The organism is Campylobacter coli, assembly GCA_039516895.1.
GTDB classification, from domain to species: Bacteria; Campylobacterota; Campylobacteria; order Campylobacterales; family Campylobacteraceae; genus Campylobacter_D; species Campylobacter_D coli_B.
On sequence record CP154437.1, the window covers coordinates 427406 to 453635 of the forward strand.

Genomic DNA, 26230 nt, shown 5'->3' on the forward strand with positions numbered 1-26230 from the left:
GATTTTAATTTTTTAAAAGGATAGATTTATGAATCGTTTTCAAACTTTTTCTTTAATGACAGAAGGTAAAGTAAATTCGGAGTTATTGATGGATTATAAGGATAAATTGGAAACCTTAAGCGATGAGGCAATGTTTTATTTTTGTTCTTTGGAATTGAAAAATCCCATTATAGGACTTATTTTAGGCGTAACACCTGCTTTTATTTTATCGGGACTTACTTTTGATCGTTTTTATAAAGGGGACATGGGGCTTGGTTTTGTAAAAATGGCAATGTGGGCTTTTATTTTTATAGGTTTGCTTATCGCAGGTTTTTTCGATTCATCTTCTATGCTTGTAGTATGGATTTTTAATATCATCGCTCTTTTTATATGGAATATACTTGATTTTTTCTTAGTTTGGCAAGGGATTAAAAATGATAATTTAGCGAAAATAATTCAATTTTTGGAGCAAGATAATGAAAATTTTATTAGCAACAAGCAATAAACACAAGGTTATAGAATTAAAAGAACTTTTAAAAGAATTTGAAATTTACGCCTTTGATGAAATTTTAACCACCTTTGAAATAGAAGAAAATGGCAATAGTTTTAAGGAAAATGCTCTTATAAAAGCGAGGGCTGTTTTTAAGGCTTTGAGCGATAAACAAAAAAATGATTTCATTGTTTTAAGTGATGATAGTGGAATTTGTGTTGATGTTTTGGGTGGTAAGCCAGGAATTTATTCTGCTCGTTTTAGTGGCAAAGGAGATGATAAGAGTAATCGTGATGAGCTTGTAAAACAGATGGGGGCTTTGGGTTTTAAAACAAGCAAGGCCCATTATGTGGCTGCCATTGCTTTAGTAAGCTTAGGTGGCGAATGGACAACACATGGCAGTATGCATGGAGATGTGATCGATATAGAAAGGGGTGAAAACGGTTTTGGCTATGATAGCCTTTTTATCCCTAAAGGCTTTGATAAAACCTTAGCAGAACTTAGCAATAATGAAAAAAATCAACTCTCACATCGCTTTAAAGCTTTGGAACTTGCAAGGATTATTTTAAAAGTTTTAAATAAAGGAAAAGAGTGAGAAATTTCATCAGATATATTTTAGTAGTTGTCTTTATTTATGTACTTTATACGGGTTTAAAGCTTTGGTTTTCTTAGTATAAATTGTAATTAAAAGACTTGGGAGTAAAAACAAACTTCCACTTAAAAGCAAAATCATTACAAATACAGTTAAAACTCCAAAATAAATCGTAGGGATAAAATTACTACTCATCATAACGCTAAAGCCTAAAACTATACCAATGGTTGTATAATAAAGTGCCGATCCTATGCTAAGATGTGAGGCTAAAATCGCTTCTTCTACGCTTTTGGTTTTAATCTCTTCTTTAAAACGATAGATATAATGTATGGTATCATCTACTCCTATGCCTATAGCTATAGCAGCTATGGTAATACTCATCATATCTAAAGGTATGCCTAAAATTCCCATAAGAGCAAAGACCATACTTAGGGGAATGATATTAACCAGTAGGGCGATAATTGAAAATTTCAAACTTCTAAAAATAATGATAAACAATACAAAGATAACCAAGATAACAAAAATAAGCGTATCAAATTGTGATGAAAAAAGGCTTTGAAGCATATTGTTATAAAGTAGCATAATGCCTGTGATTTGAATTTCTACACCATCATTTTTTAAAAGTGTTTCGAGCTCTTGCTTGAGATTTGTTAAAAACTCATTACGCCTTAGTTTTGGATCAGAATCTATAATACGTATGCTAAATCTTAACTCATTTTCTTCTATATTAACAAAGGGTGAAAGAAGTTCTTGTTTGAGTTCTAGGGGTAAATTTTCGTTTAAAAACGCAAGAGTAAAATCATCTAAATCTTTGCCATCATTGATGTTTTTTCCTAAGCTTAAAAGGCTATTAAGACTTAGAACCGAGCCTATAAATTCTTTATTTTCCAAAAATTCATGTACTTTTTTTGCAATACGCGTTTTTTGAGAATTAAACCAATAAGTATCCTTTGTCGCTAGAGCATCAAATTCGCTTTCAAAGCTATCAAATACATCATTCAAATTAGAGTTGTTTTCATTGTTGGGAAAACGAATAATGATATCTAAAGGCAAGGTTCCGCCTAAATTTTTATCAATAACCAATAAGCCTTTTTTGATCTCACTCCCATCTTTAAAATAATTTACAAAAGAATTTTCAACCCTTAGTTTAGAAATACCCACTAGAGCTAAGATAATGGTAACAATAGAGAGTATGTATATAATAGGGCGTTTTTTAGGATCTAGACTTGTCTTGGCACAAAAAGCTAAGAAATTAAATTTAAATTCTTTTTTATAGTATTTTTTTGGTTTAAGAAGTACCAAAGCACTTGCTAAAAACAAATAGCTAAAAATAAGTGCAAGCCCTATGCCTATACTCATCATAATACCAAGTTTGATAATAGGTTCTATATTTGAAAGCATGAGAGAGAAAAAGCCTATCATGGTGGTAATAATGGCATAAAAACTAGGATTTGCTTTTGCAAGTAGGGTTTGAAGTACAAGGCGTTGAATTTTAGCTTTTGGATAAAGCTTGCTAATTTCTATAAAATGTGTGATGAGGTGGATAACTACGCTTAGAGTGATGATTAGGACTAAGGCGACATAGTTTGAAGAAATAACAGTGATTTGAAAATTTAAAAGAGCAAAAACACCGCTTGCTGCACTTAAGCTTATAAAACAAATAAAGAGAGGTAAAAAGACAAAACGCCATGAGCGAAAAAAACAATAAAGTGCACAAGCCAATAAAAACACAAGAGAAATTCCATAGAGTATGAGATCGGATTTTATATAAGTTATCATATCATCAGCGATCATACTTACCCCACCAAGATAGAAACCATCTCCATCTTTTTCGTATTTTTTGATGATATTTTTGATCGTGTCTAGGCCTTGTTTTGTAATGACTTTTTGTTGTTCTTGATGTTTTTTAATCGCTAGGCGAATTTGTTCTTTTTCATTATCATCTGTGCCAAGATCGCGTTTTTCTATGAGTTCGTTATAGATTGTATCGGGTTTAAGATAGATGATAAGCCCTGTTGTTTTACCATCCTTTGAAATGATATTGTTTTTATAAAAAGGACTGTTTAAAATTTCATTTTGGGCTTTGGTGAGGTTGATATCCTTGCTTTCTATATTGGGGATATTTTTTAAAAGTTCTTTTAAGTCCGTATTTTCAGAGCTTTGGAGCAAAGGAGCATTAATGATGCTAAAAACACGCTCAACTAATGAAACTTGTTCTAATTCTTGATGAAGTTTTTTTAATTTGTTTAAATTTTTATTTGAAAAAGGATTTTCATCTTCGGGTTTAAAAGCTAAAAGTAAAAAATTATCACTTTTGTAATGTTTAGAAAGTTCTCTAAAAATTTTTAAATCCTTATCATCCTCCAAAAGCAAGCTCTCAGCACTTGCATCTACGCTTAATTTAGAAGCAAAAAAGCTTAAAAACAAGCATATAAAAAGAGTGGTAAAAAAAGTACTTTTTGGATGATAAATAAAAATTTTTAAGAATTTCGCAAACATTATTCTATAGTTATATTCTCAAGTTTTTGAAGCAGGGTATCAAAATCTTGGTTTGCTAAAATATCTCCAAATTGAGATCTATAGGTTTGAACTATACTCACACCCAAAACATCGATATCATAAATAAGCCAGTCATTATTGTTGTTATAAAATTTAAAGATGATATTTTTTTCCTCTCCATCTACTATCATTGAAGAGGTTAAAAAATATCGTTTTGCATTTTTTAATTCTCCATTTTTTACCATTAAAACTTGATCTTTATAAAGATTGAGTTTATCGGTAAAGCTTTTTTTAAGACTTGCTTCAAAAGCACTAGTAAATTTTTCTTGTTCTTTAGGATTTAATTTAGAATAATCTTTAGAAAGACTCAGTTGAGCCATGAGTTTATAATCAATTATATGATCAAAAATTAGAAAAATTCCATCAGCAGCTTGTTTTTTATCTTCTTTATTGTTTTGTAGAAGTTGCAAGCTTTTATTGATATTTTTTTGCATAGTGCCTGAAATTTCATCTAATTGTAAGGCAAAAATATTTAAAGATAAAGTTAAAATTAAAAATATTTTTTTCATTTTTTTCCTTTATTTGCTAAGTTCATTGCGTCTTTGCTCGTAAGCATCGCGTATAAATGGATATAAATTAGGAGTATTATAATAAATTTCGTCAATCTCATCAAGCCTAAAACTAAGTTCATTTCCAAAACCATAGGCGCTTATAGCTATGCTTGCCCAAGTAGGATCGATATAAGCTGTTGGGCTTGCATACCAAGTTGCAGGTAAGGTTAGCATATCTCTTAGATTGCTAGGTCCAAGTACGGGTAAAACGATATGAAAACCACTTCCTACTCCCCAATGTGCCAAAACAGTTCCTAAATCAGCAGGATGTTTTTTAAGTCCCATTTTGCTTGCAGGATCCATAATCCCACCAAAACCCATAATGGTATTAGCACTAAATCTTTTAAATTCTTCTCCTGCTTCTTCAAATTTAAATTGCAAGACATTGCCTACAAAGCGTAGGGGTGCAAATAAATTATCAAAAAAATTTCTTACGCCCGTGCGAATAAATTCAGGAGTGATGGCATTGTAGCCTTTAAGAATAGGGCGAAAACCATAATCATACAAGGTTACATTAAAGCTTGTCATTGCTTTATTATAGCCAGAAAGCGGGTCATTTACTTTATAGCTTTGATATTCTTCTTCAAAATCATTTAAATCAAGCTCATTTGCAAAAGCAAAGATCGTGCTAAAGAGTAAAATACAAGATATTAATTTTAATCTCAAATAAAACTCCCAAAAATTAAAAGCCGCTATTATAGCAGATTTTAATCAATGTGAATATCCCAGTAAAATTCAACCCATTCTTTAGCCTCTTTAATCTTAAAATCAGGCTCTAAAAGAGCGGTTTTTTTATAAAAAATCGTAGCAATTTTAAGTTCGATATGTGGAAATTTTTCAAGCAAAACTTTTTTAATTTCAGCTAAACTTTCCCCACTATCCACAATATCATCAATGAGTAGAATTTTTTTATGTTTGCTAAGATCAGGAATGTTAAAAATCTCAATAGTATCAAGTTTTTTTGTATCATCATAGTGGATGGAATTTAGAGCAAAAAGATTGCGTGTTTGAAGAGCAACTGCTAAAGAATGTCCTAGGCTCATCCCTCCTCTTGCTATGGCTAAAAGTGCATCAGGATTGAAATCTTCTTTGATTTCTTTAGCTAAAATTCTAACATCTTCTTTAAATTCTTCATAAGAATAAAAAATCATTTTTGTCCCCCTTTTTTTATTGTAAAGCAATGAGTAAGAAATTTCCTAAGGAAATTAAGCTTAAAACTATAATGCCAAGATTAATCTTATCCCATTCTCTCTTAAAAATTCGAACCAATAAATAAGAAAGAAAACCAAAAGCAAAACCCGTGGTAATCGAATAAGCAAAAGGCATCATAATGATGGTAAAAAAACTAGCTACTGCAATAGCACTGTCTTTAAAATCTATATTTTTAACTTCCATAAACATTAAAATTCCCACCATTACAAGCACAGGGTATATGGCATTTGCAGGAATGGCTTTAAAAAGTGGAAGCAAAAAAAGTGTAAAAGCAAAGCAAATAGCTACAACTAAAGCAGTAAGTCCTGTTCTACCTCCACTTTCAACCCCTGTTGTGCTTTCTACAAAAGCAGTCACAGTTGAAGTTCCGCCTAAGGCACCTAGGGCTGATCCTGTAGCATCTGCCATGAGAGTTTTGCCTAATTTTTTCTCTCCATTTTTTGCATCATCAAAAATTTTACCCCTTTCGCCTATGCCTGTAATAGTGCCTATGCTATCAAAAAGTTGAGTGATAAAAAAAGTAAGGATAATAGGTATCATAGCGATATTTAAAGCACTTTTGATATCAAGTTCTAAAAAAATAGCTCCTAGGCCATTTTCATTACTAAAATTAGGCAAGGAAAAGATTTGCTCAGGAAAGCTTGCATTATCAATCCCAAAAATCCAAGCTATAATAGAGCTTATTAAAACACCTAAAATAAAAGCTCCTCTTAGTTTTATAGCCCAAAAAAATATAATTAAAATTAGAGTAAAAATTCCAAAAAGTACATGGGGATTTTTAAAATTTCCTATACTGACTAAAGTATCTTTATTAGAGCTTATAATGCCCATTTGGCTTAAACCTAAAAAAGCGATAAAACATCCAATCCCTGCGCAAATGGCTAAGCGTAAATCTTTAGGTATATTGCGTATAACCCAAAGACGAAAGGATGTAAAAGAAAGAATTAGAAAAATAACACTTGAGATAAACACTGCTCCTAAGGCACTTTGCCATGGTATTTTTTGTCCCAAGCAAACTGCAAAAGTAAAATAAGCATTTAAACCCATTCCAACACTCATGGCTACTGGAGTATTAGCAAAAAAGGCATTAAAAGCAGTCGCGACAATGGTGATTAAAGCAGTTGCGGTAATTAAAGCTTCTATAGGCATACCTGTATTACCTACTATGCTTGAATTTACAGGAATGATATAAACCATAGCTAAAAAGGTTGTTAGCCCCGCTACAACTTCAGTTCGAACATTGGTACCATTTTCTTTGAGTTTAAAAAAATCCATTTTTTAATCCTTAGTAGGTTTGTAGTTCATTATATAAACTATCGCGTTCTACAGGAGTTAAATTTGCTGTTTTTATCATTTCGATAAAGGTTTTTAGGTTAGTACCCTTAGCAGATTTTGCTCCTCCTGCGCTTTGTATACTTTCTTTTTCTATGGTGCCATCTAGATCGTTTGCGCCAAATTCTTGCGCAACCATAGCTAAATTTAAAGTCATAGTCGCCCAGTAAGCTTTAATATTTTTGATATTATCAAGCACCAAACGAGAAATAGCTATGGTTTTTAAAATTTCTTCACTGTCCATAATCTTATCTGTTTGTATATAGCTATTATCTCTTTGCCAAACCAAAGGAATAAATGCGTTAAAACCTCCACTTTCATCTTGTAAAGCACGAAGTCTTAACATATGATCGATCCTATGGTGCCTTTCTTCGATATGTCCAAAAAGCATAGTAGCATTGCTTTGTCTGCCTTTATCATGCCAAAGTTTGTGAATTTTGAGCCAATTTTCACTGCTTACTTTTCCATGACAGATTTTTTTGCGTATTTCTTCATCAAAAATTTCTGCTCCACCTCCAGGCATAGAATCCACGCCATATTCAAGCATTTTTTCTATCACTTCTTCATAGCTCATTTTAAAACGGCGATGTAAAAAGTCAATTTCTGCTGCTGTCATGGCTTTTATATGCATTTGGGGGTATTTTTCTTTAATCATTTTAAAAATTTCTAAATACCACTGCCAACTTGTGTCTTTATTGTGTGCTGAAACAATATGCACTTCTTTAGTGCCACGAGTGATAGTATCATCAACTATTTTCATAATTTCTTCATGACTCATAAGATAAGGATTTGGATTTTTTCGGTGTGCCGAAAAGGCGCAAAATTTGCATGTATCCGCACAAATATTTGTAGGATTTATATGACGATTTATATTAAAATACACCTTTTTTCCATGAAGCTTAGTGCGTTTTTTGTGAGCAAATTTAGCTAAGGTAAAAAGATCTAAATCCCATAGAGCATTTGCCTCATTTTCGTTTAATCTTTCTTCATTTTCTAGTTTTTCAAGTAGATTTTTCATTGATTTTCACTTCTATAAAATTTTAGAATTTTTAAAAAAACATTATAAATTTTGCTTACTGAAAAAGAGTTTATAGCAAAGCCAAAATAAAAGATATTTTTGTTAAAATCTTATAAATAAAATTTTAAAAGAGAGTAAAGATTTGTTAAATAAAGAATTAGAACTTTTTAAGAAAAATCTCAATACTTATGCACAAAACTATAGAAAATTTTTTTTAAAACAAGGATCATTTAGTCTTTATCATTCGAAAAATATGGATAATTTTTTAAAGCAAACTTATGATATAGTATTAAAAGAATGTTTTGAAAATTTTTTGCCTGCAAGCGATAATATACCTTTTTGTGTTTTGGCAAGTAAAGGATATGCAAAAAATAATCTTTGTGCAAATGAAAGCATTTCTTTAATTTTTGTTTATAAGGATATCAAAGCTTATCATTTAAAACCTATGATTAAAGCTTTTATAGAAATATTAAATGATGTGCATTTGCAAATTGATTATGTGGTTTTAGAGCTAAATGGGCTTTATAATGCCAGTAATGAACTTAAAACAACCATAATAGGTGCTCGATTTATATGTGGATCTAAAATTTTATTTAAATCAGTCAAGGAAAAATTTGATAGCATACTTCATGCAAATAAAAACGAATTTGCCCAAATTTTACTTGCAAATTTTAAAGATTTTAACCTTCCTTTTATCAAGCAAGAATTTAACATAAAAAAAGATTTTGGAGGCTTAGATCACTTACGAGCCTTGGAAAGTTTGTTGATTCTTTTTAAAAACTCCCCTAAAAATTATGCTTTAAATTTTATAGATGAAAAAAATTTAAGCGAGTTGCGCTTAGCGGCTGATTTTTTATTGTCCTTAAAATCTGCTATAAATTTGCAAAGTAATAAAGATCAAGATGAATTTTTATTTAGCAATATTCACGAGATTGCAGAATTGATGTATAGAAAGGGCAAGAAAAATCTAGATGCTGAAAAAATCTTAGTGCAAAAAGCCTTGCAAAGTATGCATACCATAGGTTTTTATACTCATTTTTTAGCTTATAAAATCCAAAATGAATTGCAAAATCTTACGCAAAAACAATACCAATTTAAAAATTTAGCAGAAGCATTGACTTTTTTGTTGGATTTAGAAGATCAAGATATTGTCTTTGATTTAGATTTGGTTTTTGCTCTTAAAAATTTAAGTTATGGAAAAAAGGATTTAGAGAAAGCTTTAGCTCTTTTTGAAAAAATATTTTTTAAAAGACATAGTTTTTGCATCTTAAAACTTTTGCTTGATAGTGGAATTTTAAAAGAATTATGTAAGCCTTTTGGTATGGTGCGTTTTTTAAGCGATGAGGAGGGGGATTATAGTTTTGATGAGCAAGCATTTTTGCTTTTAAAAGAATTTGAAAAATACGAAGACGAGCTTGAGAGTTTGAAAAATTTAAATGCAGATGAGAAAATGATTTTAAAGTTAGTTATACTTTTAAGTGCTATTAATAATGAAAATGAAATTTCTTTAGCAAGTATATATAGAGCTTATTGTGTTAAATTTAATTTAAAAAATGATATTTTTGAACTTGGGCTTAGAATTTTTAAAAATCACAATGCCTTAAAAGAGCTTGCTGAAAAAGAAGATGTTTATAATCCTATCATTATATGTGCTTTGCTTTCTAAGGTTGAAAATTTAAAAACCTTAGAGCTCTTGCATACTCTTACTTGGTTAAAAGCAAAAGCTTTAAATCGTAATCCATTTTTTTATAAGGTTATAGATAGAATTTTAGAAAATGCCAAACAAGGTTTTGATGATGAAAATTTACTCGATGAAACTGCAAGGCGCGTAAAAAAAGAATTAACACTTAAGAGAACAAAGCTTTTCTTAGATCAAAATGCCATTTTACAGGATAAAATCACTCATATAAAATCCAATCTTTTTATCATTAAAAATACTTTTGAAGATATTGTTGAAATTGCACGATTTGCAAAGGAAAATGATTTTAAATTTTGGTTTAGCAATAGTACAAATTTAAGCCTTCAAATCGTTGCTTTTAAGGATTTTAAAATAGAAATTGTTTTAACTGCTTTAGCAAATTTAAATTTGGTTTTTATGAATTTGTTTGAGTTATTTGATGATAAAATTTATTTAAGATTTGAGTATGATAATATCATTACAGACGAGCAAAAAATCAAACTTTGCGAACTTTTAAATTCAAATTTAAGCGGTTTTTCTTCAAAAAAGATCAAAAAGCCAATCATTAAAAAAGATGAGTTAAAATTGGATTTAAATTATTCTAAAATCTATGCAAAACTTAGCTTGAATACAAAAGATCAACAAGGTTTAATGGCATATATGATGAATATTTTTAACGAGTTGGGTTTGGTTTTATCTGCAGCAAAAATTCAAACCATACGCCAAAGAACGCGTAATACCTTTATTTTTCAAAAAAATGACAATTTAGAGAAAAATGAAGAAAAACTATTAAATTCTTTAATAAGTGAGTAAACAATGTGCGGAATTGTAGGTTATATAGGAAAAAATGAAAAAAAACATACTATTTTAAGTGGGCTTAAAGAACTTGAATATCGCGGTTATGACAGTGCGGGTTTAGCGGTGATGAAAAATGGAGAGCTTGATTTTTTTAAAGCCGTAGGTAAGCTTGAAAATTTGGCCAATAAATGCGCAAATTTTACAAGTGAAGAATTTGGTTTTGCTATAGGGCATACACGCTGGGCGACCCATGGAAAACCTACTGAAATCAATGCTCATCCTCATTTAGGTCAGTATTCTTGTGTGATTCATAATGGTATTATAGAAAATTATAAAGAGATTAAAAATAAGCTTGAAAGTCAAGGAGTGAGTTTTCTAAGTCAAACGGATACAGAAGTTATAGTTCAACTTTTTGAATTTTATGCAGAAAAAATGGAAGTTTTTGAAGCTTGGAAAAAAACGATAGAAGAGCTTAGAGGTGCTTTTGCCACACTTTTAGTGAGTAAAAAAGATCCTACTCGTGTATTTTTTGCTAAAAATGCCGCTCCTTTAATTGTAGGAAAATCTAAAAATCGTGAATTTTATTTTGCAAGCGCTGATACACCCTTGATAGGACTTTGTGATGAGGTGATTTATCTTGAGGATTTAAGTTTAGGTTATGCTAGTGAAAATGAACTTGTTATTTATGAAAACAATCAACTAAAACAAAATTCCTTTACCAAGCTTTCAGGCGATAAAGCTTATGCAAAAAAAGATGGCTTTCGCTTTTTTATGGAAAAAGAAATTTATGAACAAAGCCGCGTAATGAGCGAGGTTTTGATGGGACGCATTAATGGCGATGAAGTGGTTTTTGATGAGCTTGAAAATGAGAATTTGAGTACAGTTGATGAAATCACGCTTTGTGCTTGTGGAACTAGTTATCATGCTGCTATGGCAAGCGCGTATTTGTTTGAGCGTTTAGCTAAGGTTAAAGCTAAGGTAGAAATTGCTAGTGAATTTCGCTACCGAGAAGCGATTGTAAAGCCTAATTCTTTATTTATCGTAATTTCTCAAAGTGGGGAAACTGCAGATACTTTAGAAGCTTTAAAAATTGCAAAAGAGCAAGGAGCTAAAACATTTGCCATCTGCAATGTGGATAATTCTAATATAGTCCGTTTGGCACATTTAAGCCTTTTAACGCGTGCAGGCATTGAAAAAGGTGTAGCTTCAACCAAGGCTTTTGCAACTCAGGTTTTAACACTTTGGATGTTGGCAATTTTTATTGCTCAAAAGAAAAAAATCGATATGAGTGCCGAAATCAAAGCTCTTTTGCACACTCCTAATTGTGTTGCAGTAAGTACTAAATTGCATGAAAAAATTCATCGTTTATCTAAGCGTTATTTAGATGGCCATGGATTTTTCTTTATAGGTAGAGATGTTTTCTATCCTTTGGCTTTAGAAGGAGCTTTAAAATTAAAAGAACTTTCTTATTTGCATGCTGAGGGTTATCCTGCAGGAGAAATGAAGCATGGACCTATAGCTTTGGCTGATTCTAAACTTTATACCATAGCTTTAATGCCTAAAACCCTGCTTTATGAAAAAACCAAATCAAATGTTGAAGAGTTGATAGCTAGAGATTCTACTGTTCTTTGTGTTTCTCCTTTGGATTTTGATTTAAGCGATGATTTTATAAAAACCAATGAGCAAGATCACTATATGTGTGAATTTTTTGAAATGATGGTAATCACTCAACTTCTAGCAATGGAAATTTCCATAAGACTTGGCAATGATGTAGATATGCCAAGAAATTTAGCAAAAAGTGTAACCGTTGAATAAACCCCGTGCAGTTATAAAACTGCACATAAACTCTCATAAATTCTAAAAAAATAAATAAATTTTAAATTATAAGCTAATTTTATGCTTATTTTTGTTTAAATAATTGCATAACAATTTTCTAGAAAGGAAACCTAATGGAATACAGAATAGAACATGATACTATGGGCGAAATTAAAGTTCCAAATGACAAATATTGGGGTGCTCAAACAGAGAGAAGTTTTGAAAATTTCAAAATCGGTTGCGAAAAGATGCCAAAGGTGCTAATCTATGCTTTTGCAAATCTTAAAAAATCTTTGGCTTTGGTAAATAACAAACTTGGCAAGCTAGATGATGCTAAAAAAAGTGCTATAGTTCAAGCTTGCGATGAAATTATCGCAGGTAAATTTGATGATAATTTCCCACTCGCAATTTGGCAAACAGGATCAGGCACACAAAGCAATATGAATATGAATGAAGTGATTGCAAATCGTGCAACTGAAATTATGGGTGGAGATTTTCGTAAAGAAAAACTTGTACATCCAAACGATCATGTAAATATGTCTCAAAGTTCTAACGATACTTTCCCAACTGCTATGAGTATAGTTGCAGTAGAGCAAGTAGAAAAAAAACTTATTCCTGCGCTTGATGAACTTATCGCTACTTTTGAAAAAAAGGTAAAAGAATTTGAAGGAATTATCAAAATAGGACGCACACATTTACAAGATGCTACACCGCTTACTTTAGCACAAGAATTCAGTGGCTATCTTTCTATGCTTTTACACTCAAAAGAGCAAATTATCGCTTCTTTACCAACTTTAAGAGAATTGGCAATAGGCGGAACAGCAGTAGGAACAGGACTGAATGCACATCCAGAGCTTAGCGAAAAAGTGAGTGAGGAGCTTAGCAAGCTTATAGGTACAAAATTTGTTTCAAGTCCAAACAAATTCCACGCTTTAACAAGCCATGACGCTATCAATTTTACCCATGGAGCGATGAAGGGCTTGGCTGCAAATTTAATGAAAATAGCAAATGATATCAGATGGTTAGCTTCAGGCCCTAGATGCGGACTTGGTGAGCTTAATATCCCTGAAAATGAACCAGGAAGCTCCATCATGCCAGGTAAGGTTAATCCTACACAATGTGAAGCTATTACTATGGTAGCGGTTCAAGTTATGGGAAATGATGCTGCTATAGGTTTTGCTGCAAGTCAAGGAAATTTCGAGCTCAATGTATTTAAGCCTGTGATTATCTATAACTTCTTACAAAGTCTTGATTTGCTTGCTGATTCTATGCATTCATTCAATATTCATTGTGCTGTAGGTATAGAACCAAATCGTGAAAAAATAGAATACAATCTACATAATTCTTTAATGTTAGTTACTGCATTAAATCCACATATTGGATACGAAAATGCTGCTAAGGTAGCTAAAAATGCACATAAAAAAGGTATTTCTTTGAAAGAAAGTGCTATGGAGTTAGGTTTGGTTAGTGAAGAAGACTTTGCTAAATTTGTTGATCCTGCTAAAATGATAGGACCAAAAGCTTAAGTCTAACTTGATGTTTCTCTCTTGTGCGAGAGAAACATTTTTTATTTTAAATTAAATTCTTATCTTTTAAAATTATATAAAGTCTTATTGTTGAAATAAAAAAAGTTAAAATTGCAGGCCCTAAAATAATACCCCAAAAACCAAATGTTGAAATTCCAGCTATCATCGCTAAGAAAATCAAAAGCTCATTGATTTTAGTCGGTGTTTTTACGAGTTTTTCATTAATCCATTTAATGATTAAAGGTTTAACTAGAGTATCAGCGATAAAAGAGATAACAACAACAGAATAAATAAAAATAACAAGTGCTGAACCAAGACCACTTGAAGCAAATTCATAAAGACTTATAGGGATATATACCAAAGCTCCACCTAGAGCTGGTATGAGAGAGCTTACAGCAAAGATTACACCCATTAAGATAGCATCGTATCCGTAAAACATAGCAATGATACTAAAAAGTGCTCCTTGAAGTATGGCGATAATGATCATAGAATAAAGCACCACAGCCATAACATTACCCACTTCGCTTAAAATATCATCAAGCTCTTGTTTGTCAATAGGAATGACAGATTTTATATAGATTACCAGTTCTGTTCCATATAGATTGGCAAAAAAATAAAATATACAGATTAGCACCATATCTATAAGAAATTTAGCTCCTGATTTTGTAAAACTTGAAGCATAATTTAAAATTTGCCTAGAGATACTATTTAAGTCTATAGAAGCTAGAAATTCTTTTATTTTAGGTTCTAAAAAGCTAAGACTTTCAGGTAGGGTAAATTGATAATTTTTAACATAATTGAGCGTTTGTGTGACGAGATTGATATCAAAGTTTTTGAAAGCCTTAGCTAGTTCGATCATTGCGTAGACAAAGGGAGCGAAGAAAAGCAAAACCATACATGCAGTTGTTAGCATAGATGCTAAAAATTTGCGTCCATTTGTCAGACTTAAGAATTTAGCGTTTGCATTTGAGGTAGCAACTGCCATCAAGCTTGCGATAATAATGACGAGTAAAAAATCTTTAAAAAGATAAAGCAAAAGAGATAAAACTACTAAAGTAAAACAGATGAGAAAAATTTTTCCAGTTTGCATTTTTTTCCTTCAATTTTCATCAAATAAAGTTTGTTCATAATTAAGTTTGAGCACGCTAAAGCTTTTTGTGCTTGCTATACGACCTTTGGCAGTGCGTTCTATGTAGCCATTCGCAAGCAAATAAGGCTCTATTACATCTTCAATAGTATTTTCATCTTCGCTCAAAGCTGCTGCTATGCTAGAAAGTCCTATAGGTTTTCTTTTAGCTTCTGTTAGAAGTTCTAAATACCTTAAATCCATTGCATCAAAACCAAGTTCATTGACACCTAAGGAATTTAGAGCTTCTTTAGCTCTTTCTTTGGTGATCGTTTCTTCGTCATTAACATCTGCAAAATCTCTCACTCTTTTTAAAAGTCTAAGTGCGATTCTAGGGGTAGAGCGACTTCTTTTAGCAATTTCAAGCGCAGCTTCATTTTCACAGGTTTTATTGAGCTTTAGTGCAGCTTTTTGAAGTATGATAGCAAGCTCTTCATCTTTATAAAATTCGAGTCTAAATTGCATTCCAAAACGATCTCTTAAAGGATTGCTAAGCATTCCTGCACGGGTTGTAGCACCAATAAGTGTAAATTTAGGCAAATCGATTTTTATAGTTTGTGCCGCAGGGCCACTACCGATGATGATATCTAGCCTATAATCTTCCATTGCAGGGTAAAGTACTTCTTCAATAGCAGGGCTTAAGCGATGAATTTCATCGATAAAAAGCACATCTCCTTCGCTTAAATTGGTTAAAATTGCAGCCAAATCTCCACTTTTTTCTATCATAGGTGCGGCGGTTGTTTTGATATTTGCACCCATTTCATAAGAAATAATATTAGCCAATGTGGTTTTGCCAAGTCCCGCAGGCCCACTAAAAAGTATATGATCTAAACATTCATTTCTTTTTTTTGCAGCGCTAATAAAAACATTTAAATTCTTTTTAATATTTTCTTGCCCTATGTAGCCATCGAAATTTGAAGGACGCAAAGAAGTTTCATAAGTTTCATCAAAAGAATATTTTTCTATTTCTACTATTCTGTCCATATTTTCATTCTTACACTTTGGAAAATTAAAATAAGATTTTAGCTAAAATTTGCTACAATTTGCATTAAACTTTAGCAATACGGTTTAAAAATGGGAATTTTAACAAAATTAGAATTAGATTACGAAATCGACGACATAGAAAAATTTTTACAATTTTTTAGAACAATGTGCGATAGATTTGAACCTTTAATCATACAGCTTGGAAGCGATAGTGTGCGTTATAAAGAAGCTATAAAAGAACTCGAAACTTTGGCGCATAATACCGCTTGGGCAGCAAGGCGTTTAAATCTTGAAGAAGTAACTGATTTTTGTGTATTTTGCGAAGAGATGATGGCTCAAGCAAATCGTTTTAATGGGCCAGCTAGCGATGAATTTACAGATTGGATGCTTTTAATGAGCGATCAGTTTGAAAAATATTGTCGTTCGTATGAAAATGATGATTCTGTTTTAGCCGTTTTTAATCCTTTAATTGTTAATGTTCCAAATATTATTTCTAAATAAGGGAGCGACTTGGCTTCGACAGGAGTAAGTCTGCTTAGATGGCATGTCGCTTTGGACAAAGCGTAAAAAGTCCAAATTAAAATTAAACGCAAATAACGTTAAATTTGCTCCTGCTTACGCTAAAGCTGCGTAAGTTCAGTTGAGCCCGAAACTCAAGTGATACTATCTAGCTTGAATTTTGGTCATCTTTGATAGTGTAGATTGAAAATTGACAACTTTTAATCGAAGTTAAAGTCTTAGTCTAGCCTGAAATTTTGGAAGGTGAGTTTAGCTAGATGAAGTTTTCACCTTTGCTAAACATGTAGAAGTCTTTGTGGGGTTATTTTTGGACAGGGGTTCAATTCCCCTCGCTTCCACCATTTTATCAGTTTTCTTTAAAAAGCTTAGAGGCTAGATAAGTTGCGCGACTTTGATCAGCATCTTTTTTAAGAGTTTTATAGATTTTACTGACATATTCTTCTAAAATTTGTTGTGAGTCAATCACTTTTTCATTGCTAGCAACTTTTGTATATTCTCCATCATTTTGAAGCTCGTAAGCAAGTAAATTATCGCTGAGTTGCAAGCGTAAGAATTGTGCTAATTTTGCTTTGCTTCTTTCATCATATATAGGAGTCATAAGTTCTAAACGACGCTCTAAATTTCTTGGCATCCAATCCGCACTTGATATAAAATAATTTGGCTCGCTGTGTTTAAAATAAAACACTCTAGCATGTTCTAAATATTTTCCTATAATACTTCTAACGCGTATGTTTTTGCTGAATTCTTCATTAGGTTTCAAGCAGCAAATTCCACGAACGATAAGATCGATTTGAGTTCCTTTTATGCTAGCTCCATAAAGAGCTTTTATGATATCGCTATCTACAAGAGAATTCATTTTTGCGATGATAACTCCTTCACTCCCCTTACTTGCCTCTAAAGCTATCATTTCTAGAATTTTTTCCTTGATTTGATTTGGACTCATAGAGAGGGTTTGAAGGCGACGATTTTTACTAAATCCTGAAAGTATGTGAAAAAAGCTTGTTGTATCCCTTGCAAATTCAACTTTGCTCGTAAAATAACTTACATCGGTGTAGATTTTAGCACTGCTTGCATTATAATTTCCCGTGCTTAAATGCATATAAAATTTAAGCTTATCGCCTTTTTTGCGTATAACTTGAGAAACTTTGGCATGAACTTTAAAGCCAGTGATTCCATAAATCACATGAGCTCCAGCATTTTCTAAAGCTTTTGCCCAGTGAAGATTGTTTTCCTCATCAAAGCGGGCTTTAAGTTCTACCATAACTGTAACTTGTATCCCATCGCTTGCTGCGTCGATTAAAGCTTGGACTATATTAGAGTTTTTCTCTACTCTATAAAGAGTCATTCTTATGGAAATAACCTCAGGATCCTTGCTTGCTTCTTTGATGAATTTATAAACAGGATCAAAGCTTTCAAAAGGTTGAATGATGAGTATATCTTCTTTATCTATCGCATCAAAGATGGATAAATTTTCATCAAAAGGTGGCAAGGTTTTGGGTGCATAAAGCGGGCTTAAAAGATGAGTAAAGGTTTTATTGCCAGCAATTTGCCAAAGGCTAGGAAGATTTAGTAAGATAGAATACTCATAAACATCCTTGTGGAAAATTTTCATATGGGTATTAAGAAATTCTACGATTTGTTCATCTGCGCCCTTTTGAATTTGCAATCTTACAAAAGCACCCTTTCTACGAAGTTTTAAGCCTTGCTCTAGTATCATCATAAAATCATCAGCTTCTTCCTCTTCTATCACCATATCCGCATTTCTAGTTACTCTAAAAGCAGCCGAAGCAAGGAGTTTATAGCCAGGAAAAATTTCTTCTGTGTGTTTTTCCACTATGCTTTCAATTGGAACATAAACATTTGCACTCACTTCATAAAAACGAGGTAAAACTCTTGGAATTCGAATCATTCCAAATTTGATAAGCTCAGGATGGGTTTTATCGCAAATTTTAACCGCTAAGGAAAATGAAAGATTGTTTAAATGTGGAAAAGGATGAGTTGCATCTACAGCGATTGGAACGATAACAGGAAAGATAGTAGAGAAAAAATATTCATCACATTTTTGTTTTAGGTTGTTGTCTAGATTTTCATAGCTTTTAATAAAAAGATTTTCTTTTTCAAGATCGCTTATAATTTCATTAAAATAATGCTCTAAAAGATCTTTTTCTTTGTGAAGATATTTGCGTATAGCTTTTAATTGTTGTAAAGGAGACATCTCATCGCTGCTGCTTATATTAACTCCAGCTGAGAAAAGTTGTTTTAATCCTGCAACGCGTATCATATAAAATTCATCCAAATTAGTACAATATATAGCTACAAATTTAAGGCGTTCTAATAAAGGCAATGGACGCGAACATTGGTCTAGTACCCGTGAGTTAAAGCGTAGCCAAGAAAGTTCTCTATTTAAAAACATATTCGGATTTGTTTGCATTAAAACTCCTTTTTTTGGTGTTATTTTAACATTTATTTTTGAAAATAATGAGTTTTTTATAGAAATAAAATTCAAAATTTTTATTCTGGTTAATTAAGAGTAAATATATCTTTAAATTTATCTTAAAAAGCTATATGTTAAAATCACAATTTCATTTATTCTGAAAGTTTAAGGAGGAAAATTTTGAAAAAATCTTTGAATCTTTTTGGTATTTTTCTTGTTTTGCTTTTTGTGTTCTTTGCGGTAGGATTTTACACCTTTTATAATGCAAAAGGTACATCTTACTTAAGTAATGCAAGTGAATCTTGTAATAATTGCCATATTATGAATGAGGTTTATAATGAATATATGGCAGGACCGCATGCACAAAAGGTAAAAGGAGAAGCTAGGGCAACCTGTGTTGATTGTCATTTACCCCATGGTTTTTTGGCTAAGTGGATAGCTAAAGCAGAGAGTGGTTTAAATCATGCTTATGCTTTTACTTTTAAACTCGATGAGCTTCCTACAAATTTGAGTGCGACTGAGAAAAGCAGAAAAATGATACAAGATAATTGTGTTCGCTGTCATGCTGATTTTGCTCAAACAGCCATCAATGCTACAACAAATCCACACGCAGACAAATCTTTAAAATGTGCTTCTTGTCATCAAGATGTGGGTCACAAACATGGAATTTAATTAAGGAGAAATTGAATGAAAAAAAATTTTTTACGCTTAGCTATCGTTGTTTTAGTTTTGCTTATAGTGGGAGTTTTATGGCTCAATAATGATATAAATCAAAAAAAAGAAGACGAGGCAAATAAAAATGCCATTGCTGCAAATGCGGATTTTTCTTTACTTAGCGATGATAATCCAAATTTTGAAAGATGGGGGAAAGTTTTTCCAGAACAACTTAAAATGTATTTAACAGTTGAAGAAGAAGAACCTAAGGCTACTGAATTTGGGGGTAATTTATCTTATTCAAAACTTATTCGTTTTCCTCAATTAACTATACTTTGGGCCGGATATCCTTTCAGTCTTGATTTTAACGAAGAAAGAGGGCATTTTTGGGTTCAAGTAGATCAAATGAAAACCGCAAGAAATAATAAAGATTTTCTTAATGCTCACGGACTTAAAGCATTTAAGGGTCAGCCAGCAGCTTGTATGAATTGTCATAGTGGATGGACTCCATGGCTTATTAATAATATTGCAAAGGGAGATTTTGTCGCATTTAACTCTACAAATTATTGGACTATGATTAAAAATGTTCCAGCTGTTGATGGTATAGTAGAAAATTCTCCAGAGCATGCAGGACCGCATGGTGGTAAAAGAATGGGTGTTACTTGTGCAGATTGTCATAATCCAAATGATATGAGTTTAAGACTTACTCGTCCTGCTGCAATTAATGCTTTGGTTGCTAGAGGCTATGAAAAAGATCCAGTACAAGGCGTAAAAGCTACAAGAGAAGAGATGAGAACTTTAGTTTGTTCACAATGCCATGTTGAGTATTATTTTAAACCAACAGGAGAAAAAGTAAAAGTAATGGGTGAAACCATTGTTGATGATAGCTCTAAAAAATGGTGGGATGGTACTCAAAAGAATTATGATGAATATGAATTTTGGAGAGATGGCAACAAGCCAAAAGAAATTGAAGCTAATGGTATTATGTTAACATTCCCATGGAGCGAATGGAAAAAAGGTCAGCCTTTTAGAATTGAAATGCTAGATGATTATTATGAAAAAGTTCGCAATGTATTTGGTGCAGATTTCACTCATAAATTAACAGGTGCTCCAATCATTAAAATTCAACACCCTGAAAGTGAGCTTTATAGTGGCGGTGTACATGCTGCTAATGGAGTAAGTTGTGCTGATTGTCATATGCCTTATGTTAGAGAAGGTGCTAAGAAAATTTCTCAACACAATATCACTTCTCCATTAAGAGATATTAATTCTGCTTGTAAAACTTGCCATAAACAAAGCGAGGATTATTTAAGAGCTCAAGTTCGTGATATACAAAATAGCGTAGCACACGATCAAAGAACAGCTGAATATGCTATCGTTAGCTTAATCATGGATACTAAAAAATTACGCGATGAGCTAGGAAATATGGAGAAATTCCAAACTGATGGTAAGGCTGATGCTAACAAGATCAGTGAAGAACTTAAAGAAGTTTTAGAACTTCACCGCAAATCTCAAATGAGAGCTGATTTTGTTAATGCTGAAAATTCAACAGGTTTCCACAATCCTCGTGAGGCTTCAAGAATGCTTTTACAAGCTGTAGATATGGCTAAAACAGGACAAATTAAACTTATAGAAATTGCTAATGCTAATGGCATTAATGATTTTAAAACTTCAAATTTAGGTTTTGAAGATATACAAAAATTCAATCCTGGAGAGCTTTATTATAAAGTAGATGTTAATGGACATAAAGCAGGGGAGCGTTATTATGGTGATGAAATAGAAGTAAATGGCAATCCTCCAAAAGAACTTTTAGAACACGATAAAAACCTTGCTCCGTATAATTATCAAGTTATTGATAAAAAATAATTCTTAAAAGCCCTATATTTTAGGGCTTTTTATATCCTTCAAGTAAATTCTATATTTTTTTATGCGCTGTGTTTAAGTGATGCGATATTTATAAAAGTAAAATTTTAATCTACAATTTGGCTTTAGATTATAAAGCATTATCATGTATAAGCTTTATAAAAAAAGATAAGAGTATGTAAAATAGATAATTTAAGCTTATATTTTTAATGTATTTTTTAGCATTTTAAAATCAGAAATAAATAGCTTAATCTTGTAAAATATAAAATTAAATACGCTCCAATAAAGAGTTTTTATAATTTTAAAATGCTATATTGTTTAGCTGATTAAAGTAGGGATAAAATTTAATTTTTTAGATATTTTTATGCAAAGTAATATTAAAGATTAAAAATACCGCTTAAAATATCAAGATCATTGATTTGAAATTGTGTTTAAATCATGGGATTATAAATTTTTGAAAGTCAGTGGCGGACAGAGAGGGATTTGAACCCTCGAGACCCGATTAAGATCTGCACCCTTAGCAGGGGTGTGGTTTCAGCCGCTCACCCATCTGTCCAATAAATTAAAGTGTGATTATATAAAAAATTAGATAATACCTAGCTTAAAAAAGCTAGATAAAAAAATTAAAGGCTAAGATAAGCTAAAAATATAGTGATAACAACCCCAGCTCCAAGCGTTGCGAGCTGTTTTTGTCTGTCTTTTTTGCTAGCAAATAAAGTAATTATAAGACCTGAAATATAGAGCAAAAATAAAGCAATACCAAAACCTATGCTAAGCACAGAAAAATACCAAGCGCCTTTATCTTTATGAAGCATGATCATATCGCCTAGTAAAGATCTAGTTTTAAGAGTTATTGCATACTCGTTTTGAGTAACAAGAGCTATATTTGCACTATAATGTGCTCCACCTATGGTTATACCCTTATCTTTGCTTTCAATAACTTCAGTATTAGATGGAATTTTTAAATTGTTTTCTTGTAGGTATTGGATGAGTGCATCTTTTTCTTTACCAACTTCTATATTTTTTACAAGTTTATAATTTTCTACCTTTAAGCCTGTATCTTGATCGGCTCCAAAGATATAAACAATCCCTGTAAGTGCAAAAAGTACAGCACAGGGTAAGAAAAATAAACTCACATAAATGTGAATTTGTCTAAATAATTTGTTTTTGTTAATCATTTTCTCTCCTTTTTGATTATCAATTTGTATAGTATTTTGACAAAAGAATGTGAAGCGAAAGTGAATTTTTTATAGTAGATATAAACTTAAATTTATTTTAATATTTGTTAATGTTGGTTAGATTTAGTTAGGGTGTAAGAGGAGTTTATCCTCTTACAAATAGTTTATTTAATGGCGTTTGTTACTTCTAAAATCATGGTTTTTAGTGATTCTAATCCATTGCCACTTGCTAGATACCAGTATTCAGGATCAAGATAAATGATTTTATTATTTGTAGCAGCGTTAGTTTTAGCCACAAGAGCATTATCAAGTATACCTTGTGCGCGTTCTTTGTTGCCTACGATGATATTTCTATCGACTACAAATAGATAATCAGGATTTTTTTCTAGTATAAATTCAGAATTAATGCTTTTTCCATGTGTACCCACTTTTACATTTTCATCCACAGCATTAATACCTAAAACATCGTGAATGATTCCAAAGCGAGATTGAGGTCCAAAAGCAGAAATTTTGTTAGAATTTGTTAGAACAATAAGAGCTCTTTTGTCTTCATCTACTATGCTTTTTGCTTGCTCTATCTCATTTTTAATATCTGCAATTTTTTCAGAAGCTTCTTTTTCTAAGCCATAAAGTTTTGCAACGCTTAAAACATTATTTTCAAAAGAGCTTAAGAAATTCGCATTGTCAAGTCCTACAAACATAGTTGGAGCGATTTCTTTTAATTTTTCATAGAATTTGCTTTGGCGTCCAGAAATGATAATAAGATCAGGTTTTAAAGCGTTAATAGCTTCAAAATCAACTTGCTGAACCCCACCTACGCTAGGTTTATCTTTAAATTGTTGTAAGTATTTTGGCAAGTTTTTAGCTGGAACTCCTGCAACATTATCGTTAAGTCTTAGAGCATGAAAAGTATCTAAAATTCCAAGATCTAAAATCACAACCTTAGATGGATTTTTAGGAATTTTGTTTTCACCTAGACTATCTTTTACCAAAAAGCTATCGCCCTCATCACTCATGCTAATAGGTATAACTTTTACCGTAGTGCTAGTTTTTGTTGCGGCGCTTGCGTTATTTTCATTAGATTTTGAATCGCAAGCCGTTAAAATTAGACTTAAAAAAAATGCAAAAAATGCAAAAACTAAAGATTTTTTCATATATTCTCCTTTATTTAGAAATAAATACAAATTTTTTTCCCATCAATCTGACTTACAGGGATATCCATATCATAAATTTGTCTTAAAACATCTTCGTGGATAATTTCATCTTTTAATCCCTGTTTTAAAAGTTTTCCATTTTTTAGGGCTATAATTTCATCAGAATAAATCGAAGCAAAATTGATATCGTGAAGCACAACAGCTATGCTTTTGTTAAAGTCTTTTACTAAATTTTTCATAAGTTGCATGATTTGCACACTGTGTTTCATATCAAGATTGTTAAGAGGTTCATCAAACATGATAAATTCAGTATCTTGAGCGATAATCATCGCTATAAAAGCTCTTTGTTTTTGTCCCCCGCTTAAGCTGTCTAAAAATTCATTTCTTAGAGAATTAAGTCCCATATACTCAAGCGCTTCATCGATTTTTATTTTATCGTTTGCATTGAGCCTTCCTTGAGAGTGCGGAAAGCGTCCAAATGCGACTAATTCTTCAACTTTTAATCTTAAATTGATATGATTTTGTTGTTTAAGAATGGAAATTTTTTGCGCAAGATCTTGTTCTTTATATAGTGTTAAATCCATACCATCGATATAGATTCGCCCGCTATCAGGTTTGATTAAACGGCTTGCAAGGGCTAAAAGAGTAGATTTTCCTGCTCCATTTGCTCCTATAATAGAAGTGATTTTTCCTTTGTGAAAATCGATGCTAAGATCTGAAATAATAGCTTTTTTATCGTAGCATTTAGTGATATTTTGTAATCTTATCATAATTTATTGCCCTTTAATACAAGATAGATAAAATATATTCCACCTAGAAAATTGATAATAACGCTTATAGTTGTATTGTAATCAAAAACCCTAGAGACAAAAAACACTCCCCCAAGCAAAGCTAAAATGCTAATGAGCACGCAAGCAAGTAGTAAAATACTATGTTTAGAGGTTTTGAAAAGTTCGTAAGTGATATTTACTACCAAAAGTCCTAAGAAGGTGATAGGGCCCACAAGCGCTGTGCTAATAGAGGTTAAAATAGCAATTATTATCATAAGGTGTTTTGAAATTTTTTGATAGTTTATCCCTAGATTGATAGATAAATCCTTGCCTAAGCTTAAAGGATCTAAGAATTTCATATAACGAAAAATCCAAACAAAACTAAGCAAAGTAACGATATAAGCAAGAGCTAAAACATCAAAGGCTACATTATCAAAGCTTGCAAACATTCTTCCTTGGATAACCATAAATTCATCAGGATCGATAAGAATTTCAAAAAAAGAGCTTAAGGTGCTAAAAAGCGTTCCAAAAATCAAGCCTAAAAGCATGATAAGATAAATACTTTTGTCGCTACTAAAAAGAATTTTATAAAGCCCTAAAGAAAATACAACCATACAAGCTAGAGTGATTAAAAAATTAATATCATTTTTATATACGCTCAAATTTGCAGAACCCAAAGAAAAGACAAGGGCGCTTTGAAGAAGCATATATAAAGAATCTAAGCCTATGATAGCAGGGGTTAAAATTTTGTTATTGCAAAGAGTTTGAAAAATTATAGTTGATACAGCTATACAAATAGCCACTATAACAATAGCTGCGATTTGCAAAGAGCGATTTTTTAATGCGTATTCATCAAAATCTTTTAAACCTGCAAATATAAAAACAAGTGCCATTATAAGAGTTATAAAACTCAAGATTAAGATTTTTTTACGCATAAGTTTTCCTTTTGAGTAAAAGAAAAATAAAGATCAAAGATCCTAAAACACCCGCAGTTATGCTTAATGGCATTTCAAAAGGAAAAATCACAAGCCTTGAGATAATATCGCAAATAAGCAAAAACAAAGCCCCACATAATGCTATATAGATGAGATTTTTCTTAAGATTATCCCCGCGATAAATGGCAACAAGATTAGGGATAATAAGACCTAAAAAAGGTATAACTCCAACACTTACAATCACCACACTAGTGATAATAGAAACTATTATTAAACCTAAAAATAAGATTGTATTATAAGAAACCCCAAGATTTAAAGCAAGATCTTCTCCCATACCTGCTATAGTGATTTTATGAGCTAGAAAATAAGCAAGTATAAAAAGCGGTAAAGAAATATAAAGCAATTCATAATTTCCCTGCATAACATTTGCCATGCTGCCTTGTAGCCAACCTTGGATATTTTGTATATAATTTAAAGCATAGGCAAAAAAAGTGGTTATAGCATTTATAATCCCGCCAAACATTAAGCCTATCAAAGGCACGAAAATCACATCTTTGAGTTTGATTTTTCTTAAAATTTGGATAAATATAAAAGAGCCTAAAAGTGCGAAAATAGATGCGATGAGGGCTTGGGTAAAAAAAGAGGCTCCTGCAAAAAATATTAAAGAAATCAATATACCAAATTTAGCACAATCCATAGTCCCTGCAGTTGTTGGGGAAACAAATTTATTTTGTGTGAGTTGTTGCATGATGAGTCCGCATATACTAAGACTCATACCTGTGAGTAAAATTGCGATAAGTCGTGGAATTCTTGTAAGCAAAATGATTTCAAGCTGGGTAGCGCTGAGTGAAAAAATATCGTCTAAATTGATACGAATAACCCCTATAAATAAGCTTAATATTCCAAAAATGACAAGTAAGATTAAAAGAATATTTAAACTAAACAAGTGTTTAAAAAGCAATTTTTTCCTTATAGTAATAATAATTATCAAAAATAAAATCGTATTTTAAAATAAAATAATTTAAAAAACTATAAAAATTTGTAAAATCTCAATCAATTGTTT

Annotated in this window: 22 protein-coding genes, 1 tRNA gene and 1 other RNA gene; 9 read left to right on the forward strand and 15 right to left on the reverse strand. The window is 31.7% G+C overall.

Features of this window, described 5'->3' with window-relative positions; all coding sequences use genetic code 11:
* Positions 1–28 precede the first annotated feature (28 nt).
* Positions 29–484, forward strand: a complete 456-nt coding sequence (locus AAID94_02050) for a TM2 domain-containing protein (protein XAK24324.1) — start codon at positions 29–31, stop codon at positions 482–484.
* Positions 456–1064: an RdgB/HAM1 family non-canonical purine NTP pyrophosphatase gene (gene rdgB / locus AAID94_02055; protein ID XAK24325.1), complete on the forward strand. Its 609-nt coding sequence runs from the start codon at positions 456–458 to the stop codon at positions 1062–1064. The genes AAID94_02050 and rdgB overlap by 29 nt, the downstream gene beginning before the upstream one ends.
* A gap of 33 nt (positions 1065–1097) precedes the next feature.
* On the opposite strand, the gene AAID94_02060 is transcribed toward rdgB, so the two are convergent.
* The 6 genes from AAID94_02060 to mqnE are packed head-to-tail and all read right to left on the reverse strand — an operon-like array spanning position 1098 to position 7733.
* A complete protein-coding gene (locus tag AAID94_02060) occupies positions 1098–3560 on the reverse strand; it encodes an MMPL family transporter (protein XAK24326.1) in 2463 nt (820 codons plus the stop codon).
* Positions 3560–4129: an ABC transporter substrate-binding protein gene (locus AAID94_02065; GenBank protein XAK24327.1), complete on the reverse strand. Its 570-nt coding sequence runs from the start codon at positions 4127–4129 to the stop codon at positions 3560–3562. The genes AAID94_02060 and AAID94_02065 overlap by 1 nt, the downstream gene beginning before the upstream one ends.
* Positions 4130–4138: 9 nt before the next feature.
* Positions 4139–4837: a VacJ family lipoprotein gene (locus tag AAID94_02070; GenBank protein ID XAK24328.1), complete on the reverse strand. Its 699-nt coding sequence runs from the start codon at positions 4835–4837 to the stop codon at positions 4139–4141.
* A 41-nt stretch (positions 4838–4878) separates the two neighbouring features.
* The gene (locus tag AAID94_02075) at positions 4879–5322 is read right to left on the reverse strand and encodes a phosphoribosyltransferase (GenBank protein ID XAK24329.1); all 444 of its coding nucleotides are present in this window, start codon (positions 5320–5322) and stop codon (positions 4879–4881) included.
* A gap of 16 nt (positions 5323–5338) precedes the next feature.
* Positions 5339–6658 carry an NCS2 family permease gene (locus AAID94_02080; GenBank protein ID XAK24330.1) on the reverse strand — a complete coding sequence of 440 codons (1320 nt, stop codon included), beginning with the start codon at positions 6656–6658 and terminating at the stop codon, positions 5339–5341.
* Between the two features lie 10 nt (positions 6659–6668).
* Entirely contained in the window at positions 6669–7733 is a 1065-nt protein-coding gene (gene mqnE / locus AAID94_02085) for an aminofutalosine synthase MqnE (protein XAK24331.1), read from the reverse strand.
* 142 nt (positions 7734–7875) lie between these two features.
* Between mqnE and AAID94_02090 the strand changes: the two genes are divergently transcribed.
* From AAID94_02090 to fumC, 3 genes are all read left to right on the forward strand, one after another.
* Positions 7876–10224 carry a nucleotidyltransferase gene (locus AAID94_02090; GenBank protein XAK24332.1) on the forward strand — a complete coding sequence of 783 codons (2349 nt, stop codon included), beginning with the start codon at positions 7876–7878 and terminating at the stop codon, positions 10222–10224.
* 3 nt (positions 10225–10227) lie between these two features.
* Positions 10228–12024, forward strand: a complete 1797-nt coding sequence (gene glmS, locus AAID94_02095) for a glutamine--fructose-6-phosphate transaminase (isomerizing) (protein XAK24333.1) — start codon at positions 10228–10230, stop codon at positions 12022–12024.
* A 134-nt stretch (positions 12025–12158) separates the two neighbouring features.
* Positions 12159–13550, forward strand: a complete 1392-nt coding sequence (fumC, locus tag AAID94_02100; protein ID XAK24334.1) for a class II fumarate hydratase — start codon at positions 12159–12161, stop codon at positions 13548–13550.
* A 46-nt stretch (positions 13551–13596) separates the two neighbouring features.
* Here fumC and AAID94_02105 read toward each other — a convergent pair whose 3' ends face one another.
* Together AAID94_02105 and ruvB are read right to left on the reverse strand one after the other, a co-directional pair.
* On the reverse strand, positions 13597–14640 hold the full coding sequence (locus AAID94_02105; GenBank protein XAK24335.1) for an AI-2E family transporter: 1044 nt from the start codon (positions 14638–14640) through the stop codon (positions 13597–13599).
* Between the two features lie 9 nt (positions 14641–14649).
* Positions 14650–15660, reverse strand: a complete 1011-nt coding sequence (gene ruvB, locus AAID94_02110) for a Holliday junction branch migration DNA helicase RuvB (GenBank protein ID XAK24336.1) — start codon at positions 15658–15660, stop codon at positions 14650–14652.
* Positions 15661–15750: 90 nt separating this feature from the next.
* On the opposite strand from ruvB, the gene AAID94_02115 reads away from it, so the two are divergent.
* Together AAID94_02115 and ssrA are read left to right on the forward strand one after the other, a co-directional pair.
* Positions 15751–16161, forward strand: coding sequence for a histidine phosphotransferase (locus AAID94_02115; GenBank protein ID XAK24337.1), 411 nt, complete (start codon positions 15751–15753; stop codon positions 16159–16161).
* Positions 16162–16520, forward strand: a transfer-messenger RNA (tmRNA) gene (ssrA, locus tag AAID94_02120). It abuts the gene before it with no gap.
* 5 nt (positions 16521–16525) lie between these two features.
* On the opposite strand, the gene AAID94_02125 is transcribed toward ssrA, so the two are convergent.
* Complete coding sequence (locus tag AAID94_02125) at positions 16526–18610, reverse strand: RNA degradosome polyphosphate kinase (GenBank protein ID XAK24338.1); 2085 nt, start codon at positions 18608–18610, stop codon at positions 16526–16528.
* 183 nt (positions 18611–18793) lie between these two features.
* On the opposite strand from AAID94_02125, the gene nrfH reads away from it, so the two are divergent.
* Together nrfH and AAID94_02135 are read left to right on the forward strand one after the other, a co-directional pair.
* Complete coding sequence (nrfH, locus tag AAID94_02130; GenBank protein XAK24339.1) at positions 18794–19285, forward strand: cytochrome c nitrite reductase small subunit; 492 nt, start codon at positions 18794–18796, stop codon at positions 19283–19285.
* A gap of 15 nt (positions 19286–19300) precedes the next feature.
* Complete coding sequence (locus AAID94_02135) at positions 19301–21133, forward strand: ammonia-forming cytochrome c nitrite reductase subunit c552 (protein ID XAK24340.1); 1833 nt, start codon at positions 19301–19303, stop codon at positions 21131–21133.
* A gap of 462 nt (positions 21134–21595) precedes the next feature.
* On the opposite strand, the gene AAID94_02140 is transcribed toward AAID94_02135, so the two are convergent.
* From AAID94_02140 to AAID94_02165, 6 genes are all read right to left on the reverse strand, one after another.
* Positions 21596–21686, reverse strand: a tRNA-Ser gene (locus AAID94_02140).
* Between the two features lie 67 nt (positions 21687–21753).
* Complete coding sequence (locus AAID94_02145; protein XAK24341.1) at positions 21754–22308, reverse strand: hypothetical protein; 555 nt, start codon at positions 22306–22308, stop codon at positions 21754–21756.
* Between the two features lie 164 nt (positions 22309–22472).
* A complete protein-coding gene (locus AAID94_02150) occupies positions 22473–23462 on the reverse strand; it encodes a siderophore ABC transporter substrate-binding protein (protein ID XAK24342.1) in 990 nt (329 codons plus the stop codon).
* 14 nt (positions 23463–23476) lie between these two features.
* Positions 23477–24232, reverse strand: coding sequence for an ABC transporter ATP-binding protein (locus tag AAID94_02155; GenBank protein ID XAK24343.1), 756 nt, complete (start codon positions 24230–24232; stop codon positions 23477–23479).
* Complete coding sequence (locus AAID94_02160; GenBank protein ID XAK24344.1) at positions 24229–25167, reverse strand: iron chelate uptake ABC transporter family permease subunit; 939 nt, start codon at positions 25165–25167, stop codon at positions 24229–24231. Before AAID94_02160 ends, AAID94_02155 begins: the two co-directional genes overlap by 4 nt.
* The gene (locus AAID94_02165) at positions 25160–26128 is read right to left on the reverse strand and encodes an ABC transporter permease (GenBank protein XAK24345.1); all 969 of its coding nucleotides are present in this window, start codon (positions 26126–26128) and stop codon (positions 25160–25162) included. The genes AAID94_02160 and AAID94_02165 overlap by 8 nt, the downstream gene beginning before the upstream one ends.
* Positions 26129–26230: the final 102 nt, after the last annotated feature.